At 45.7% G+C, this 17,544-nt stretch carries 14 protein-coding genes, 2 tRNA genes and 1 pseudogene; 3 read left to right on the forward strand and 14 right to left on the reverse strand.

The features are described from left to right. Window positions 1–124: 124 nt before the first annotated feature. The 7 genes from galK to F7D73_RS00520 all read right to left on the reverse strand — a co-directional run bounded on the left by galK (window position 125) and on the right by F7D73_RS00520 (window position 9,055). Window positions 125–1,285 (reverse strand): galactokinase, encoded by a 1,161-nt coding sequence (galK, locus tag F7D73_RS00490; RefSeq protein ID WP_153121793.1) that lies wholly within the window; start codon window positions 1,283–1,285, stop codon window positions 125–127. Window positions 1,286–1,386: 101 nt separating this feature from the next. Next, a complete protein-coding gene (locus F7D73_RS00495) occupies window positions 1,387–2,733 on the reverse strand; it encodes an MFS transporter (protein WP_153121794.1) in 1,347 nt (448 codons plus the stop codon). 166 nt (window positions 2,734–2,899) lie between these two features. After that, window positions 2,900–3,985: an aldose epimerase family protein gene (locus F7D73_RS00500; RefSeq protein WP_153121795.1), complete on the reverse strand. Its 1,086-nt coding sequence runs from the start codon at window positions 3,983–3,985 to the stop codon at window positions 2,900–2,902. A gap of 121 nt (window positions 3,986–4,106) precedes the next feature. After that, complete coding sequence (locus tag F7D73_RS00505) at window positions 4,107–5,339, reverse strand: bifunctional folylpolyglutamate synthase/dihydrofolate synthase (RefSeq protein ID WP_153121796.1); 1,233 nt, start codon at window positions 5,337–5,339, stop codon at window positions 4,107–4,109. Window positions 5,340–5,464: 125 nt separating this feature from the next. Beyond that, window positions 5,465–6,625, reverse strand: a complete 1,161-nt coding sequence (dnaJ, locus tag F7D73_RS00510; protein WP_153121797.1) for a molecular chaperone DnaJ — start codon at window positions 6,623–6,625, stop codon at window positions 5,465–5,467. 54 nt (window positions 6,626–6,679) lie between these two features. After that, on the reverse strand, window positions 6,680–7,324 hold the full coding sequence (locus F7D73_RS00515; protein ID WP_153121798.1) for a nucleotide exchange factor GrpE: 645 nt from the start codon (window positions 7,322–7,324) through the stop codon (window positions 6,680–6,682). A 111-nt stretch (window positions 7,325–7,435) separates the two neighbouring features. Beyond that, window positions 7,436–9,055: an ABC-F family ATP-binding cassette domain-containing protein gene (locus F7D73_RS00520; RefSeq protein WP_153121799.1), complete on the reverse strand. Its 1,620-nt coding sequence runs from the start codon at window positions 9,053–9,055 to the stop codon at window positions 7,436–7,438. Between the two features lie 246 nt (window positions 9,056–9,301). Here F7D73_RS00520 and F7D73_RS00525 point away from each other — a divergent pair. Both F7D73_RS00525 and F7D73_RS00530 read left to right on the forward strand, forming a co-directional pair. Next, window positions 9,302–10,237: pseudogene (locus F7D73_RS00525) on the forward strand (RluA family pseudouridine synthase); the annotation flags it as partial. 76 nt (window positions 10,238–10,313) lie between these two features. Next, window positions 10,314–10,466 carry a sulfate transporter gene (locus F7D73_RS00530; RefSeq protein ID WP_153121800.1) on the forward strand — a complete coding sequence of 51 codons (153 nt, stop codon included), beginning with the start codon at window positions 10,314–10,316 and terminating at the stop codon, window positions 10,464–10,466. Window positions 10,467–10,974: 508 nt separating this feature from the next. Here the strand turns inward: F7D73_RS00530 and F7D73_RS00535 are convergent. From F7D73_RS00535 to rsmG, 7 genes are all read right to left on the reverse strand, one after another. Continuing rightward, complete coding sequence (locus F7D73_RS00535) at window positions 10,975–12,456, reverse strand: tagaturonate reductase (RefSeq protein WP_153121801.1); 1,482 nt, start codon at window positions 12,454–12,456, stop codon at window positions 10,975–10,977. Window positions 12,457–12,667: 211 nt separating this feature from the next. After that, a tRNA-Gly gene (locus F7D73_RS00540) sits at window positions 12,668–12,738 on the reverse strand. A 32-nt stretch (window positions 12,739–12,770) separates the two neighbouring features. Further along, window positions 12,771–12,843, reverse strand: a tRNA-Thr gene (locus F7D73_RS00545). Between the two features lie 200 nt (window positions 12,844–13,043). Beyond that, window positions 13,044–14,528 carry an ATP-binding cassette domain-containing protein gene (locus F7D73_RS00550; RefSeq protein WP_153121802.1) on the reverse strand — a complete coding sequence of 495 codons (1,485 nt, stop codon included), beginning with the start codon at window positions 14,526–14,528 and terminating at the stop codon, window positions 13,044–13,046. A 12-nt stretch (window positions 14,529–14,540) separates the two neighbouring features. Beyond that, entirely contained in the window at window positions 14,541–15,176 is a 636-nt protein-coding gene (gene ruvC / locus F7D73_RS00555; RefSeq protein ID WP_194256801.1) for a crossover junction endodeoxyribonuclease RuvC, read from the reverse strand. Between the two features lie 21 nt (window positions 15,177–15,197). Continuing rightward, complete coding sequence (locus tag F7D73_RS00560) at window positions 15,198–15,842, reverse strand: MBL fold metallo-hydrolase (RefSeq protein WP_153121804.1); 645 nt, start codon at window positions 15,840–15,842, stop codon at window positions 15,198–15,200. A 118-nt stretch (window positions 15,843–15,960) separates the two neighbouring features. Beyond that, entirely contained in the window at window positions 15,961–16,584 is a 624-nt protein-coding gene (gene rsmG, locus F7D73_RS00565; RefSeq protein ID WP_153121805.1) for a 16S rRNA (guanine(527)-N(7))-methyltransferase RsmG, read from the reverse strand. 258 nt (window positions 16,585–16,842) lie between these two features. Between rsmG and F7D73_RS00570 the strand changes: the two genes are divergently transcribed. Then, on the forward strand, window positions 16,843–17,529 hold the full coding sequence (locus tag F7D73_RS00570; RefSeq protein ID WP_153121806.1) for an HAD family hydrolase: 687 nt from the start codon (window positions 16,843–16,845) through the stop codon (window positions 17,527–17,529). Window positions 17,530–17,544: the final 15 nt, after the last annotated feature.

Consider the following 17,544-nt stretch of genomic DNA (forward strand, 5'->3'; position numbering starts at 1 on the left):
TCATTCTAAAGTGTGTTTTTAACACTATTTGCATGATTACGCCTGCTTTTGGCTAAATTGGGGCAAAAAAAACTGCAGCTAGCCAACACTAACTGCAGTTCCTTTATATTATATAATATGTATATTAGCAAACCTTGTGAGAACCCTCAGAGATAACTACTGGGTAAATCTCAGGAGCATGACCATACTTAGCTGTGAACTTAGCTGTAACATCCTCTACGAACTTGTCATAGATGTCGTCCTTAACCAAGTTGATGGTGCAGCCACCGAAGCCACCACCCATGATACGGCTACCAGTAACACCGTTCTCTTTGGCAACATCGTTCAAGAAGTCGAGCTCCTCGCAGCTTACCTCGTATTCCTTGCTCAAACCGTGGTGGGTCTCATACATCTTCTGACCTACAGTTTCGTAGTCACCCTTCTCAAGAGCATCGCAGACTGCCAATACGCGGTCCTTCTCGCCCAATACGAAGTGAGCGCGGCTGTAATCCTCTTCGCCTACCTCAGCGCGAACCTCTTCCAACTGCTCCCATGTGCAATCGCGGAGAGTCTCGAACTTTGCCTCTGGGTGCTTGGCAGCGATGTGCTTAACCACGTTCTCGCAAGAGTTGCGGCGGTCGTTGTATGGAGAACCAGCCAACTCGTGCTTAACCTTAGAGTTAACCAGACAGAGCTTGTAGCCCTTAGGCTCGAATGGGAAGTACTCAAACTCACGGCTGTTGCAGTCGAGACGCATCAACTTGCCTTCCTTGCCGAATACAGAAGCAAACTGGTCCATAATACCGCAGTTTACACCTACGTACTTGTGCTCAGTAGCCTGACCAGCGAGAACGAGATCCCACTTAGAAACCTTGTTGTCACCGAAGAGGTCGTTCAAGGCGAAAGCGAAGCAGCTCTCAAGAGCAGCTGAAGAAGACATACCTGCACCGAGAGGCACGTCGCCATAGAATGCAGCATTGAAGCCCTTTACATCAACACCCAGCGCCTTCATCTCCTGGCAGATACCGTAGATGTAGCGTGCCCAAGATGCGCGAGGACCCTCTGGGTCGTTTACCTTGAACTCTACACGGTCCTTCAAGTCGATAGAATAGAGCATCACTGTCTCTGTTCCGTTAGGACGGATCTCAGCCATAATACCCTTATCTACTGCACCAGGGAATACGAATCCACCATTATAATCTGTGTGCTCGCCAATCAGGTTAATACGACCTGGTGACATATAGATGTTACCTGTTTTGCCATCAAAGTGCTTGATGAAACGGCTTCTTACTTTTTCGATATCCATAATTGTTGTTGTTTAAAAGTTATTATTAAAGATTTGATTATAAACTAGTTATTCCCGGATAAATCAAGTTTTGCTTCACCCGGGAATAAGATGTTTCATTATTACTCTACTGGAATGTCCTTGTTTACATTCTTGCAACCAACGAGGGCGTAGAAGAGAATGTATGCAATCATGGCGATGATAACCCAATAAGATGCGATAGGACCAGCAGCCTTAGCAACAGCGTCCTGGATGAGAGGCATTACGCCACCACCAACTACCATCATCATGAAGATACCTGATGCCTGAGCTGTGTATTTGCCGAGACCCTCAACAGCAAGGTTGAAGATTCCACCCCACATGATAGAAGTACACAAACCGCAGATAGCGATGAGTACGCACTTGGTAGGGATAGTAAATGCTACAAGACCAGTACCGTGGTCGTCGAGCTTGAGAAGGTTTGCAATCTCAGAATCACCAGCCAAAGAGAAGTTCAATGTGTTGGTTTCTGGCAAGAAGATGGCTGTGAGCAACAGGAGGATAGCTACTGTTGATACTATTGTCATCTGTGTCTTGGTAGAAACGGCACCGCTGATAAATGAGCTGAGGAATCGGCCGCACATCATGAGCAACCAGTAAACTGCTGCGAAAGCACCACCTACAGAAGCAGCACCTGTGAAGTCCATGCTACTGATGTAGAAAATAAGCTGAGCAGGAATACCAATCTCAACACCAACATAGAAGAAAATACCGATGACACCGAGTACGCAGTGACGGAATGACCAAGGACTGTGATCGTACTGTACGTTCTCCTTCTTGATGTTTGGCTCAGGAATAGCAACAAACCAGATGATGAAGAAGGCTGCAATGAACACCGCCATACCGATGAAGAGGAGAGGAGCAACGTCGCTCATACTTGTGTTAGCTGTAACTGTACCTACGAGTACACCTGCCAACAATGGGGTAAGAGTACCACTCAAAGAGTTCAATGTACCACCAATCTGAATGAGCTGGTTACCGCGGTTACCACCACCACCGAGCAAGTTCAACATTGGGTTTACCACGGTGTTAAGCATACATACGCAGAAACCGCAGATGAAAGCACCCAACAGATAAATGATAAGGTTGAGGCAAACGGCACCAGAGCTGAGGTTAAATACTGGAATGTCGTCACCGAAGATACTTGACAAGTACTGAATCATCAAACCGATTGTACCGACAGCGAGTGCGATCAATGCTGTCTTCTTGTAACCCTTGCTTTCAATCATCTTGCCGGCAGGAATACCCATGAAGAGGTAAGCGGCAAAGTTCATGAAGTTACCCATCATGGCTGCCCAAGAGTACTTGAAGCCCCAGATGTTGCCAAAAGGCGCTCCCATGTTAGTTACAAACGAGATCATTGCAAAGATAAAACACATCGTGATGATGGCAATGACACGACCGTTGTTATTTACACTTTTTTGTTCCATTGTTTAATCTTGATAGTTGATATTTGTTATTGTTATATTCGTTATTTGCTTGTATTGCTGGTTGTTACCACATGATTGTTCACTGGCTAGTTTAACCGCAAAAAGGAGCAGCTGCCCCTGCATTGTGCACTTAGAGGCAGCAACTCCTATATTGTTTAATCTGATTTTATTTGTCTACGCCAAACTTATAGATTGTCTTCTGTGTGTATGTCTCACCAGGGTTCAATCTGCAACTTGGGAAGTATGGATGATTTGGTGTGTCTGGGAACTTCTGTGCCTCGAAGCAAACTGCGCTGCGGCGTGGGAATGTTGCACCATGCTGACCCTTGATGCCTGCCAGGAAGTTACCTGTATACATCTGCAAACCTGGTTCTGTGGTATAAACCTCCATGGTACGGCAGCTAACAGGGTCCTTGATGCGGGCAGCAAAGCTCAACTCGCCCTCTTCCTTCTTGTTTAATACATAGTTGTGATCGTAACCCTGACCATTCTTGATCTGCTCGTTGTCGGCATCGATGTCCTGGCCGATTGGCTTTGGAGTGCGGAAATCGAATGGTGTACCCTCTACCTTCAGAATTTCACCTGTTGGGATAGACTCCTTATCGATAGGGAGGTAGTAGTCTGCGTTCACCTCACAGATGATGTTGTCAATAGTTGGGGTAGGATTTGCAATACCCTGGATTGCGAAGAATGCGTGATGAGTCAAGTTGCAGATGGTCATCTTGTTAGTTGTAGCCTGATACTTGATGACGAACTCATTGTCGTCTGTCAAGGTGTAAGCTACCCAAACAGTCAATTCTCCAGAGAAGCCTTCCTCGCCGTATGGGCTGGTGTACTTCAAGACAACTGCATTATCACTCATACGGGTTGCATCCCAAACGTGGGCGTGGAATCCAGTAGGACCTCCATGCAAATGGTTCTTTCCATCGTTGCATGCCAACTGATACTCCTTGCCATGAAGGGTAAATCTACCCTCCTTGATGCGATTTCCGTAACGACCGATGAGGACGCTCAAGAAAGGCTCAGGTGAGTTGATGACATCCTGTATGTTGTCGTGACCCTCGATGAGGTTAGCATAGTTGCCGTCCTTATCTGGCATCATGATGGCAACAACAGCACCACCGTAGTTGGTCACTGCAATCTCATTGCCCTGATTGTTTCTCAACACGAAGAGATCAGTCTTCTTTCCATTTACTGTGGTCTGAAAATCTTCTCTTTTCAAACCACACTTGTTAACTGGTTCTGTATTCATAATATATCATTTTTTAGTTACTCTACTTTATGTTCTAAAGTAATCTACTGCAAAGTAACTAAAAAAAAATGAATATGACAAAATATTTAGCAATTATTTGATTTAAAAAAACTAAAAATTTTTAGGAGAGCAAATCAGCAACTACGTAACTTGAACCTCCAACGAAGACAAAATCATCATTTTTTGCATTTGCTTTCGCTGTCATATATGCTTCTTTTACAGAATGATACATCTCACCATGCAAGTTATACTTTAATGCAGTTTCTCGCAATTTCTCCACAGGAATGGCTCTTTTAGTAGAAGGCTGCGTCCAATAGAATTTTACCCCATATTTGAGCTTATCCCTCAAAAGTTGTAATACGTGCTCAACATCTTTGTCGTCCACCATTCCAAAAACGATGTGCTTGACCTGAGCGTCAACATCATTAATCTGTGTGGCAAGATACTTCCATCCCGCAAGATTGTGACCCGTATCACAGATGACAAGCGGTGCTTCTCCCAGCTTCTCCCATCTACCTCGCAACCCTGTCAGCTCACATACATGTCCGAAACCGTTTCTGATTGCTTCGTCGCTGATGGTCATCGTCTGTCGCAAGACTTTGAGTGCTGCAAGAATGGTCTTTCTGTTACGTTCCTGATAGGAACCTTTCAGTTCCATATCTACATTCATAGATATGTCTTCATCCTGTGCAAAGAGGATAGGAGAGTGGCGTTCTTCTGCAACCTTCTCAAAAACAGGACGGGTCTCTTCGATGTATTCACCGATGACTACAGGCACGTCAGGCTTTATGATTCCTGCCTTCTCGCCAGCTATCTCTGCCAGGGTGTTGCCCAGAAATTGGGTATGGTCAAAACTGATATTGGTAATGACAGAAAGAACCGGAGTGATGATATTGGTACAGTCAAGTCTTCCTCCAAGTCCTACTTCGATTACCGCATAGTCTACTTTCTGCTCGGCAAAGTACTTGAATGCCATGGCCGTGGTCAGCTCGAAGAAAGACGGATGAAGAGGTTCGAAGAAAGCACGGTTCTCTTCTACAAAGTCGATGACATACTGTTCCGGCAGGCATTCTCCGTTCACACGGATGCGCTCGCGGAAATCAACAAGATGAGGAGATGTGTATAATCCCACCTTGTAACCCTGGCTTTGAAGGATGGCTGCTATCGTATGAGAGCAGGAACCTTTGCCGTTGGTGCCGGCAATATGTATAGTCTTGTACTGACGATGAGGATGACCGAAGTGCTCGTCCAGCTCATGGGTAGTCTGCAGACCAGGCTTATATGCCTTGGCACCAATTTTTTCAAACACCGGAGTACTATTGAAGAGATATTCTGTCGTTTCTTGATAATTCATTTCTTATATATTATAAATGTGTAGGTACAAAAAGTGGCAATCCCAATACTGGCATTGAGCCAATAATCAGGATTGCCTGTTACTTTTATCTTTTATGAGATTTCTTCCATGGAATTTCAAGGAATCTATTTATTGAACAGATTCTTGATGCTGTCAAAGATTGACTTCTTGGTGGCATTGTCTGCCTGGAAGTTCTCGCATTCCTTGAACTTCTTCACCAATTCCTTCTCTTCCTTGTTGAGGGTTTTAGGAATGTAGACGGTAATGTTCACGATGATGTCGCCTCGTCCATAACCATATCCCTTGATGGCAGGCATACCTTTACCACGCAGACGAACCTGCTTACCTGGCTGGGTTCCTGGTTCTATCTTGATGGTAGTCTTTCCCTCCAATGTAGGGATTTCCACTTCACCGCCAAGAACAGCTGTAGAGAAGTCGAGTACGAGATTATAGTAGAGGTCCTTGTCTTTACGTTCAAAGACATCGCTCTTTTCTACGCGTACGATAACCTGAAGGTCGCCGTTGACGCCATTGTGCTTACCGGCGCCTCCCTTACCTGGTACGGTAACGACCATTCCGTCATCCACACCTGCAGGAATATTGATTTCTACAACTTCTTCGCCAGCAACAATGCCGTCACCACCACAAGCCTTACACTTGTTCTTGATGACGTGACCCTCGCCGCCACATGTAGGACATGCAGCCTGAGTCTGCATGGTTCCAAACATAGAGCGCACGGTACGGACTGTGTAACCCGTACCATGACAGGTAGGACAAGTCTCCGGCTGTGAGCCGCCTTCGCATCCTGTGCCATGGCAAGCAGAACATGTTACGTCTTTACGAATCTTGAACTTCTTGGTGCAACCCGCAAAAGCCTCTTCCAATGTAAGCTTTGCCTGTACTCGCAAATCTCTTCCCTGGTACTGCTGTGGCTGGGCACTGCCGCCAAAACCGCCGAATCCGCCACCGAATCCACCGTGACCTCCAAAGATATCGCCGAACATAGAGAAGATGTCATTCATATCCATGCTGGCTCCACCACCGAATCCACCGAAACCGCCTTGCGGACCGTCGAATCCGAACTGATCATACTGCTGACGCTTCTGAGGATCATGAAGAACCTCGTATGCTTCTGCAGCCTCCTTGAACTTTTCTTCAGCCTCCTTGTTTCCAGGGTTGCGGTCTGGATGATATTTGATGGCTATCTTGCGGTAAGCCTTCTTTATTTCGTCTTCAGATGCCTGCTTATCAACGCCAAGCACCTCGTAATAGTCTCTCTTTGCCATTTGTTAAATATGGATTTTTATTTCTTTATTCCTGATCGTAATTCTTCATTAGACTTATTGTCCTACAGCAACCTTAGCGTGACGTATTACCTTGTCGTTGAGGGTATAACCGGTCTGCACGCAGTCGATAACCTTGCCCTTCTTGTCGTCACCCATTCCTGGCACCATAGCGATTGCCTCATGGAAATCAACGTCGAAATCCTTGTCAGCAGTCTCAATCTTCTTTACTCCGAGACCTTCAAGAGTCTTGATGAACTTGTTGAAAATCATCTGAACACCTTCCTTGATAGCCTTAGGATCCTCGCTCTTGTCAGCGATGGCACGCTCGAAGTCATCAAGAATTGGAAGAATGGCAGCAATAGTCTTCTCGCCACCGTTGAGAATCAAATCAGCCTTCTCTTTCAGGGTGCGCTTGCGGTAATTCTCAAATTCTGCAGTCTTATAGAGCAGTTGCTTTTTCAATTCTTCTACTTCCTGCTGAGCCTTTGCCAATGGATCTGCTTCTTCAGATTCTGCCGCATTGTCAGTATTGTCAGTCTTACTGTCAGCATCTGCCGCCTTATTGTCAGCATCCTCTGTATTTGTCTCTTCAGCCTTAGGCTCTGCATTATTCTGAGTATCGTTCTGCTCAGCATTCTCGTTGAGAACCTGTTCCTTAGCGTTACCGTCCTCTATATTAATCTTCTTTTCTTTTGACATAGTCTTAAATTTTTTAAACATGATTATTCCTTTTTATGGTTGTTTTGACAAAAAGCGTGCCAACTCGACTCTCATCGAATTGGCACTTATCTCATTTAGGTGTATTTTCTATTACTGCAGACCGTACATCTTAGCTTTTTGCTCCTTGATAGCCTCATCATAGATGTACTCATCGTAAGACATCAGCTTATCGATGGTTCCTGATGGGGTGAGCTCGATAATACGGTTAGCCACGGTATTGATGAACTCATGGTCGTGGCTGGCAAAAAGGATATTGCCCTTGAAACCTACCAGGTTGTTGTTGAATGCCTGGATACTCTCCAAGTCCAAGTGGTTGGTTGGGGTATCGAGAATCAGACAGTTTGCATTCTGCAACTGCATGCGGGCAATCATACATCTCATCTTCTCACCTCCGGAGAGTACGTTTACCTTCTTCAGTACTTCCTCGCCGCTGAAGAGCATTCTTCCCAAATAACCCTTCATTGCCACCTCGTTGCCAGGACCATACTGGCTCAACCAGTCTACGAGGTTCATGTCGCTCTGGAAGAACTCGGTGTTGTCGAGTGGGAGATAAGCTGTTGTGATGGTAATGCCCCACTTGTAATCACCTGCGTCAGCCTTGCGGTTGCCGTTGATAATCTCGAAGAGAGCGGTCATCGCCTTAGGGTTGTGAGAAAGGAATACCACCTTCTCGCCCTTCTCGATGTTGAAGTTTACATTGTCGAAGAGAACTGTTCCGTCCTCATCGCAAGCCTTCAGGCCTTCAACCTCCAGAATCTGGTTACCTGGTTCACGATCCATCTGGAAGATGATTCCTGGATACTTACGGCTAGAAGGACGAATCTCCTCTACGTTCAGCTTCTCCAGCATCTTCTTGCGGGATGTGGTCTGCTTACTCTTAGCTACATTGGCAGAGAATCGGCGGATGAACTCCTCCAACTGTTTCTTCTTCTCCTCAGCCTTCATCTTCTGGTTTTGAGCCTGACGGAGAGCCAACTGAGAACTCTCGTACCAGAAAGAGTAGTTGCCGGCAAACATAGTTACCTTACCGAAGTCGATATCCACGGTCTGTGTGCTGACAGCATCGAGGAAGTGACGGTCGTGAGAAACCACGAGAACTGTCTGCTCGATGTTGCTGAGATATTCCTCCAACCACTCTACGGTGTCGAGGTCGAGGTCGTTGGTAGGCTCATCGAGGAGGAGGTTGTCAGGATTACCGAAGAGAGCCTTCGCCAGCATCACGCGTACCTTCTCTGTATTAGAAAGCTCACCAACGAGCTTATCGTGACGATCTTCCTTCACGCCGAGGTTCTGAAGCAACTGGGCAGCATTACTCTCAGCTTCCCAACCGTTCATCTCAGCGAACTTAAGTTCCAGCTCAGCAGCGAGGTTACCATCCTCTTCTGTCATCTCTGGTTTTGCATAGAGGCGCTCGCGCTCCTTCATGTTCTCCCACAATGGCTGATGACCCATCAGAACGGTGTCCATCACGCGGAACTCGTCATACTTGAAGTGGTCCTGCTCCAAAACGGAAAGACGCTCGCCTGGTCCCATTTCTACTGTACCCTTGTTTGGCTCCAAATCGCCACTGATGGCACGGAGGAGGGTAGACTTACCAGCACCGTTGGCACCGATTACACCATAAATATTACCATGTGTGAACTTGAGGTTTACATCTTTGTAAAGCACTCGCTTACCGAATTGAATTGCAAGATTTGTTACTGTTATCATTCTTGTTTACTAAATATCTTTTTCTGAATTTATCTTTAATTTGTGTGCAAAGTTACGAAAAAATATTTGTATATCAATGATTTATTGGTAAAAGTTGCTTTTTTTTAGTTAAAAACACAGCTCTTCTTTGTCATTTTGCAGAAAAGTCTTACTTTTGCATGCTAAAAGGCATCAACGGTATCCCAATACCGTTGAATATGTGTTACGAACAAATAGATATAAATAACACGAAACAGCAAATTGAAAATGAAACAACAAAATAATAAGGGCTATTTTAATAAGCATACCAACAATGCTTACGGCTATGGCAATCCGAATGAATATGACCACTACAAGGTGGAGAAGCCGGCGCAGTTGTTGGAATGGCTGATGGAGAACGTAAAGGGTCCCAGCAAGACCAAGGTGAAGCAGACGTTGCAGGGTAGAGGAATCAAGGTGGATGGCAAGACCATCACCCAGTTCGACTATGCTCTGAAACCTGGCATGAAGGTGAGCGTAAGCAAGACCAAGAAGAACCAGGAGGTTTTCAAGAGCAGATACATCAAGATTGTTTATGAAGACCGCTACGTCATCGTGGTTGAAAAGAACGTGGGCATCCTCAGTATGGCTGCCGGACATTCTACGCTCAACGTAAAGACCGTACTGGATGATTACTTCCACAAGACCCGACAGAACTGTCAGGCTCACGTAGTTCACCGTCTTGACCGTGACACTTCGGGATTGATGATTTACGCCAAGGACAAGCAGACCGAGCTTGCGCTGGAGGATGACTGGCACCACAACGTATACGACCGCCGATACGTTGCCTTGGTTTCCGGAGAGATGGAGGAAGACGAGGGGACCGTTGCCAACTGGTTGAAGGACAACAAGGCATATATTACTTATGCCAGCGAAACAGACAATGGCGGCAAATATGCAGTAACCCACTTTCATACATTGCAGCGCACTACCGAGCATTCCCTGGTAGAATATAAGCTGGAGACGGGTAGAAAGAACCAGATTCGTGTACATACAGCAGATATGGGCCATCCTATCTGTGGCGACATCAAGTACGGAAACGGTGATGACCCATGCGGCCGTCTTTGCCTGCATGCTTATGTGCTCTGCTTCTATCATCCGGTGACTCATCAGCCAATGGAGTTTGAAACTCCAATTCCTAATGAGTTCATCAGAGCAATGAAGGAAGACAATAAGCCTTATGATGCTGGCAATAAGCCAAATCATGCAAACCGCAAACCATTCAGAAAGGAGGGACGCAATGGATAATTTCCTTTATTATGCTTTTGCGCTAGTAGTCCTGGTGGTAGGCCTGTTTATTCTGAAAAAGGTAGCCACCTGCATGATTAAAATGGCAGTAGGCGTCATCATGATTGCCGTTCTCTTTGCTATTTACTGGCTTTATCTGTCGTAAAGCAACGGGTGTTTCATGCCTTGTCCAACAGCATGGAGAGATAGACAAAAATACGTCCCGACGTACCAATCACTGCGTCCCGACGTAGCAACCTCTACGTCCCGACGTAGTTCCGGCTGCGTCGCCACGTATTTTCAGCTCCATCGGCAGCTGGCAGATGAGCAGTATCCTTCTTCCACAAAAAGTGATAAAGTCACTCGTCACTCGTCACTTTTTGTTTTTTTTCTCTTTTTCCAAAAGTAGGTTGATAAGCCTTAAGAATAAAAGATTATAATAATTATATATTTATTAATGTTCGCGCGTACATTATTATATAAGAAATATAATATATATATATTAATATGATATCTTCTTTTTAACAATAAGACAATATCTCAAAAAATAAAAAGTGACGAGTGACGAGTGACTTTTTCACCTTCAACAAAATAAGTCCGGCAAGAATGAAGCATCACTTCACCTTACCGGACTCTTTTACATATCTTTTTACCCTATATTTATCAATTGAAGATTAGAGGATAGTCTTCACAGCCTCCAACATACCCTTCTCCTGGATGAGGTCGAGGTCCTTCTTAACCAACTCTGTCAAGCCTGGAACTGTCTCGTTCAGGTTCTCATGCCAGATGTAGTCGAAGCCGAGTACGCCTTCTGCTACCTTCTGGGTGTCGCCAGTAGCCCAAAGCTCTGTGAGCTTGTCCATGATCTTCTGGTCATCGTTTGGCTGGATAGGAGCACCGTCCTCACGAACACCACCCTTATAGTAAGTGATGATGGCAGCAAGACCGAATACCAATCCCTGTGGCAACTCACCCTTACGCTCCAAATAGATCTTCACGCCTGGGAGGTCGCGAGTCTCGAACTTAGGGAATGAGTTCAGCATGATGCTGGTTACCTGGTGGTCAACGAATGGGTTCTCGAAGCGCTCCAATACGTCAGAAGCGAACTTCTGAAGCTCGTCCATAGGGAGGTTCAATGTCTGCATCAACTCTTCGAACTGTACCTTGTGGATGTACTTGCCCAAAACTGGGTGCTCACAAGCATCGCGAACGATGTTCACACCGCTGAGGTATGTAACAGGGCTCAATACTGTGTGAGGGCCATTCAGGAGAGTAACCTTACGCTCGTGGTATGGCTTCTCGTTGTCTGTGATGAGAACGTGGAGACCAGCCTTGTGAGCAGGGAACTCTTCCTGCATCTGCTCTACAGTCATGTTCTCAGCCTTCTCGATTACCCAGAGGTGGAAGCTCTCAGCCTTTACTACGAGGTTATCCTTGTAGCAAACCTTCTGCTGGATTTCCTTGATGGTATCGCGTGGGAAGCCAGGAACGATACGGTCTACGAGTGTAGCGCAAACATAGCAGTGGTTGGTGAACCACTCCTTGAAGCCCTCGTAGTCAGCACCCATGTCTTCCTTCCAAAGTTCGATATACTGATAGATGCACTCCTTCAAGTGGTGACCGTTCAAGAAGATCAGCTCGCAAGGCATCAGGATCATACCCTTAGTTGGGTCACCCTCGAAGAACTTGTAGCGGTGGAACAGCAACTGAACCAACTTACCTGGGTAAGAAGCAGCTGGAGCATCTGTGAACTTGCAGGAATCATCGAATGCAATACCAGCCTCAGTTGTGTTAGAGATGATGAAACGCATCTCTGGCTGCTCAGCCAAAGCCATGAAAGCCTGGTTCTGAGAATATGGGTTCAATGCACGGCTGATAACGTCGATACGCTCCAATGTGTTGACAGCCTGACCGTTCTCCTTGCCCTGAAGGTTCACGTGATAGAGACAATCCTGACCGTTCAACCAGTCTACCATACCGCCAGGTAATGGCTGAACGACAACAACAGAACCGTTGAAGTCAGTTTTCTTATTCATATTCCATACAATCCAATCAACGAATGCACGGAGGAAGTTACCTTCACCAAACTGAATAATTTTCTCTGGAGCGACGCTCTTAGGAGCAGTGCGCTTGTTTAATGCTTTAAGCTCTTTCATGATTTGTTATTATGTTTGTTATTCGTTTTACTATTAGTTCCATCCCAGATGTCATATCTATTTCTTTAATCGATATTGTTATCTTTCTGAAATCTGATGCAAAGGTATAAAAAAAATCGGTACATTATATCGGAAATGTTGAAAAAACGTGCGTAAAGGTTTACGAAACTTTACAAAAAAAATCTTTCCATAACTTCTGGAAAGATGAACGAGCGAGATACGGGAGTCGAACCCGCCTCACAGGCTTGGGAAGCCCGTGCACTACCGATGTGCTAATCTCGCTTGAATTAGCTTATCGTACATAATGACAAGAGAGCCACGAGCGGGACTCGAACCCGCGACCCACGCATTACGAATGCGTTGCTCTACCAACTGAGCCATCATGGCATAACTCTTTTCTTAATTATCTGCAAAGGTAATGAATATTTTCCGAACATAGAAAAATATTACCGAATACTTTTTTGAAGTTAACTTTCATTAACGGAAAGAACCCCGTTTATTAATATAATAAGGTGTAATGCCAAGTCCTCATTATATGCCTTCTGCGCTCTTACCCGTATAGGCAAGAGTACAGAAGTGGATATTCATCATGCATGACGCATGAGGAAAATGCTATGGTCGATGCATGCAGGAAGTTCTTCCTTGTAATGCGTAACCATGATCATGGTCTTATTGTTTCGCTTGCAAAAAGCCTCGATGACGTCCTTTACCAGACGGCGATTGTAATTATCAAGACCATGCAAAGGTTCGTCGAGGATAAGAAGTTCCGGATCTTTCACGAAGGCACGAGCCAGAAGAACCAGACGCTGCTCACCGCTTGAGAGTTTCAGGAAGCCACGCTCCTCCAATCCTTCCAATCCAAACACCTTCATCCAGAAGCGGCACTTATCCATATCTTCTTCCTTCGGCTTTACATAAAGTCCTACGGAATCCATCAAACCGCTTGCCACGATTCTGATGGCAGGGAGATCGCGCTGGTATGAACGGTGAAGCTCAGGAGAAACATAACCGATATGCTTCTTGATGTCCCAGATACTCTCGCCGCTGCCACGAGGATTACCGAAGAGGGCGATGTCGCAGGCATAACTCTGAGGGTTGTCTGCACATACCAGACTCAGCAAGGTACTCTTTCCGGCTCCGTTTTGTCCGCTCAACGCCCAGCGTTCACCGTTGTTAACGGTCCAGTCCAGATCCTTCAAGATGATGCGCTCGCCATATTGAATGCGAACCTTGTTCATCTTGACCACTTCCTGGCTCTTATACTCACGGTCACTATAAGGCAAATTGATGATTTTCTGTTCTAGCTCATCACTCAACATCCGGCTTGGGACTGGAGTGCGCTGAGCCAGATACTCTTCCTTGACCAACTTCGGCATAACCTTCATGTCCTTTACTTCCACTACGTGGGTGATAAAGTCAGGAATGTCGTCGCTCTTGCTCAATACGAGGATAATCTGCAGGGCATGCTCCTGTGCCAAAGTCTTGAGGAGTTCCTTCAGCTGGTCGCGGGTATCGGCATCGAGTCCGATGAACGGATTGTCCATGATGAGGACACGTGGTTCTGAGAAGAGGGTAGAAGCCAGCTTGAACTTGCGCAGCTCGCCGCTGCTCAACAGGATGGTGTACTTGTCGAGCAGATGCTCCATGTGGAAGAGTTCATAAATATGCTTCTGCAAATTGCGTCGTTCCAGGGTATCTTCGCCTGCCATATTGTAGGCCTCTTCCAACTTATCCTTCACTATCGGAGTGTTCTCATCAATTTCGAGCTGGTTCCATCTCTGCTGAAGGAAATAAGTGCGGTCGTTGTCACCACCATAGGTATCACGGAAGGTGATATACTTGATGTTATCGCTCACCATCTTCTTGGTGCTAGGTGAGAAATCATAATCAGGGTCGTGCATTAACAGAGGGTGTCTGCCGACAATAATGTCAACAAACATCGACTTTCCACCACCATTTGGTCCAACGATGGCGATATGTTCACCTTCGCAGGACTCAAAGTTTACAGGCTCGGCCATACGCCATTCCGGCATACGAGTCACGCCATCTTTAATGCTAATAATCTTTTGCATCTCTCTTATAATTTATTTATGTGTTGTGCGATTGATGGCAGCCAGAAGTTTGGCTTGCGGCCCAGTCATGCCGTTGGTGCCGCCAATGCGTGACTGGTTTTTCTGTGCAAAGTCCTTCCAGCTGCTATAATGCTTGTCGCTGATCTCCGGTCTGCCCATTTGCAGGAAATGGCAGTAGGCAGCGCCCAGTGCATCGGTAGCATCCATGAACTTCGGCATTTCATCCTCCTTGATGTTGAGCATGCGTTGCAGCATCGCAGCCACCTGTTCCTTGGAAGCCTGTCCCTGCCCGGTAATTGCCATCTTGATTTTCAGAGGAGCATATTCATGGATGGGCACATCGTGATGGATGGCAGCAGCGATGGCAACTCCCTGAGCTCTACCCAGTTTGAGCATCGACTGCACGTTCTTTCCAAAAAAGGGAGCCTCAATCGCCATCTCGTCAGGGAGATAAGAATCGATGATGCCCGTAACCCGCTCGAATATCTTGCCGAGTCGCAGATAGGGATCCTTCTCCTTGCGCATGTCGATGACACCCATCACCACCAACTCCGCCTTATTGCCCATGATGCGTATCACACCATAGCCCATCACGTTGGTTCCCGGGTCAATTCCAAGAATGATCTTCTCTGTATTATTCTTTTTCAATTTCAGATTCTCTGGTTAAAATTATCGGTCCATGTAAGGATTGTGCGCCAGTTCCTCGCCAATGCTGGTAGCATCGCCATGACCAGGAAGCACCTTGGTTTCATCAGGGAGCATACCCAGATGGCGCAGGCTGTTGATGATTCGGAACATACTGCCACCAGGGAAATCGGTACGGCCGATAGAACTCTTGAAGAGGGTATCGCCGGTAAACGCAACATGCTCAGCCTCGCAATAGAAAGTGACGGAACCGTTGCTGTGACCAGGAGTCTCAATAACCTTGAACTCATGGCTGCCGAACTTGATGATTTCGTCTTCCTCGAAGAAATGACCGATAGGAGGGAACTTCGTATCCAGCTGCATCTGATAGAAGGTCTCTGCCTGATGGGCCAGCCCCTTCATCAGCTTTTCATCGCCCTGAGCCACTTCCGGCTTCAAGCCAAACTCCTTGTAGATGGTGTCGTTGCCGAAGTTGTGATCAAGATGGCCATGGGTAACGAGCAGATGAACCGGCTTCAGCTCGTTTTTACGGATATATTGGGTGATGGCATTGCGCTCTTCAGGATAGAACGCTCCACAGTCGATGATGACGCATTCCTTGGTCTCATCACTTACAACATAGCAGTTCTCCTGCAACATGTTGACCTGGAATCTTTCGATATGTAACATTTTTACTTTGAACTTTGAATATTGAACATATTACTTTGAACTTTGAATATTGAACTTTGAACTTTATGATTAGTAAAGCAAATGAATTCTTCGTTCTTCACTCTTCGTTCTTCACTTTTCACGCTGGAACATAGATGAGCTGCTTGTCTTGCTTGAACCATTCTTCCTCGAAGAAGGTGCTGAGCGGTGTGATTTCTGCCACGTTGCGGTAATCCTTGAGCTCTTCCTGCAGATTGCCGCCCTTCAGGCAAATCAAGCCATTAGGCAGAGCGTTCTGCCCCTTCTTCTTGAAATTCTTCTTGATGATTTTCATCAGGTCAGGCAACTGCATCACAGCACGGCTTACCACGAAATCATACTTTCCTTTCTCATCCTCACCACGCAAGTGCTCAGCCACAAGATTCTTCAAGCCGATGGCAGAAGCCACCTCATTGCACACGCGAATCTTCTTGCCGGTTCCATCGATGAGCTTGAATTGGCATTCTGGGAAGAGGATGGCAAGCGGAATACCCGGGAACCCGCCACCACATCCGAAGTCAAGAATCTCTGTACCAGGACGGAAATTGATGGCCTTGGCTATTGCCATGGAATGAAGCACATGGTGCTCATAAAGGTTGTCAATATCCTTACGGCTGATGACATTGATCTTGTTGTTCCAGTCGCGATACAGCTCATCGAGCGCTGCTATCTGCTTTTTCTGCTCATCAGTAAGATGGGTGAAATATTTCTCTATGATGTTCATCCTTCTATTATCTTTCGTTTATATTACTTATTTAAGTGAATCTTTTAATATATTAAGGTGCAAAGTTAACGCAATTAGTGGACAAAACAAAATTATATAGCTTTTTTTATATATTTATTTAGATTTTGGTCCCAACTTATTAAAAAAATGTGTACCTTTGCACCCGAAAAAAGATGTTGTAGAGCAGAAAAATGCATAAAACTGCTTGTTCGACTCAATTAGATTGTAAAACATAACAGATATTATAGAATAGTTAATATGATAAAGGCTGCATTATTTGACCTGGATGGCGTAGTGTTCGAAACCGAATCACAGTATTCCATCTTCTGGGGTATGATTGGACGTGAATATCATCCGGAAATCCCAGATTTCGAGTACCGCATCAAAGGACAGACATTAGTACAGATTTATGATAAGTACTTCTCTGAAGATTCTGTTTTTGCTCATATCAAAGGTTATACCGATGTGAAGTCAGAACAGGATAAGATTACTACTCGTCTCAATGAATTTGAGAAGAATATGTCGTACCCTTACATCACTGGCTTCGAAGACTTCATCAAAGACTTGAAGCAGAATGGTGTAAAGTGCGCTGTAGTAACGAGTAGCAACGTCCAGAAGATGCAGAATGTCTACAGACAGCACCCAGAATTCAAAGGCTACTTTGACCGTGTATTGACCAGCGAAGACTTCGCCAAGAGCAAACCGGATCCGGACTGCTACCTGAAGGGCGCAGCATGCTTTGATGCCAAGCCGGAAGAGTGCGTAGGACTGGAAGACAGCTTCAACGGTTTGAAGGCAGTACGTGCTGCAGGTGCATTCACCCTCGGACTTTCCACTACCAATTCCAAGGAGTCGATTGAGCCATATAGCGACTATGTAATTGCCGATTACTCTAGCTTTACATTTGCCGACTTAGTGAAAGTTGTAGAAGAAAACAAGAAGTAATAAATACAGAAAAAG

It is taken from the genome of Segatella copri, assembly GCF_009494395.1.
Lineage (GTDB): Bacteria > Bacteroidota > Bacteroidia > Bacteroidales > Bacteroidaceae > Prevotella.

Excerpts from the sequence above, each read along its gene's own strand:
- F7D73_RS00505 (WP_153121796.1), bottom strand. The coding sequence starts at position 5,339 with ATGAATTATCAAGAAACGACAGAATATCTCTTCAATAGTACTCCGGTG.
- dnaJ (WP_153121797.1), bottom strand. The coding sequence starts at position 6,625 with ATGGCAAAGAGAGACTATTACGAGGTGCTTGGCGTTGATAAGCAGGCA.
- F7D73_RS00550 (WP_153121802.1), bottom strand. The coding sequence starts at position 14,528 with ATGCAAAAGATTATTAGCATTAAAGATGGCGTGACTCGTATGCCGGAA.
- F7D73_RS00530 (WP_153121800.1), top strand. The coding sequence starts at position 10,314 with ATGGATAATTTCCTTTATTATGCTTTTGCGCTAGTAGTCCTGGTGGTA.
- rsmG (WP_153121805.1), bottom strand. The coding sequence starts at position 16,584 with ATGAACATCATAGAGAAATATTTCACCCATCTTACTGATGAGCAGAAA.
- F7D73_RS00570 (WP_153121806.1), top strand. The coding sequence starts at position 16,843 with ATGATAAAGGCTGCATTATTTGACCTGGATGGCGTAGTGTTCGAAACC.
- F7D73_RS00515 (WP_153121798.1), bottom strand. The coding sequence starts at position 7,324 with ATGTCAAAAGAAAAGAAGATTAATATAGAGGACGGTAACGCTAAGGAA.
- F7D73_RS00535 (WP_153121801.1), bottom strand. The coding sequence starts at position 12,456 with ATGAAAGAGCTTAAAGCATTAAACAAGCGCACTGCTCCTAAGAGCGTC.
- F7D73_RS00520 (WP_153121799.1), bottom strand. The coding sequence starts at position 9,055 with ATGATAACAGTAACAAATCTTGCAATTCAATTCGGTAAGCGAGTGCTT.
- F7D73_RS00495 (WP_153121794.1), bottom strand. The coding sequence starts at position 2,733 with ATGGAACAAAAAAGTGTAAATAACAACGGTCGTGTCATTGCCATCATC.
- galK (WP_153121793.1), bottom strand. The coding sequence starts at position 1,285 with ATGGATATCGAAAAAGTAAGAAGCCGTTTCATCAAGCACTTTGATGGC.
- F7D73_RS00500 (WP_153121795.1), bottom strand. The coding sequence starts at position 3,985 with ATGAATACAGAACCAGTTAACAAGTGTGGTTTGAAAAGAGAAGATTTT.
- F7D73_RS00560 (WP_153121804.1), bottom strand. The coding sequence starts at position 15,842 with ATGTTACATATCGAAAGATTCCAGGTCAACATGTTGCAGGAGAACTGC.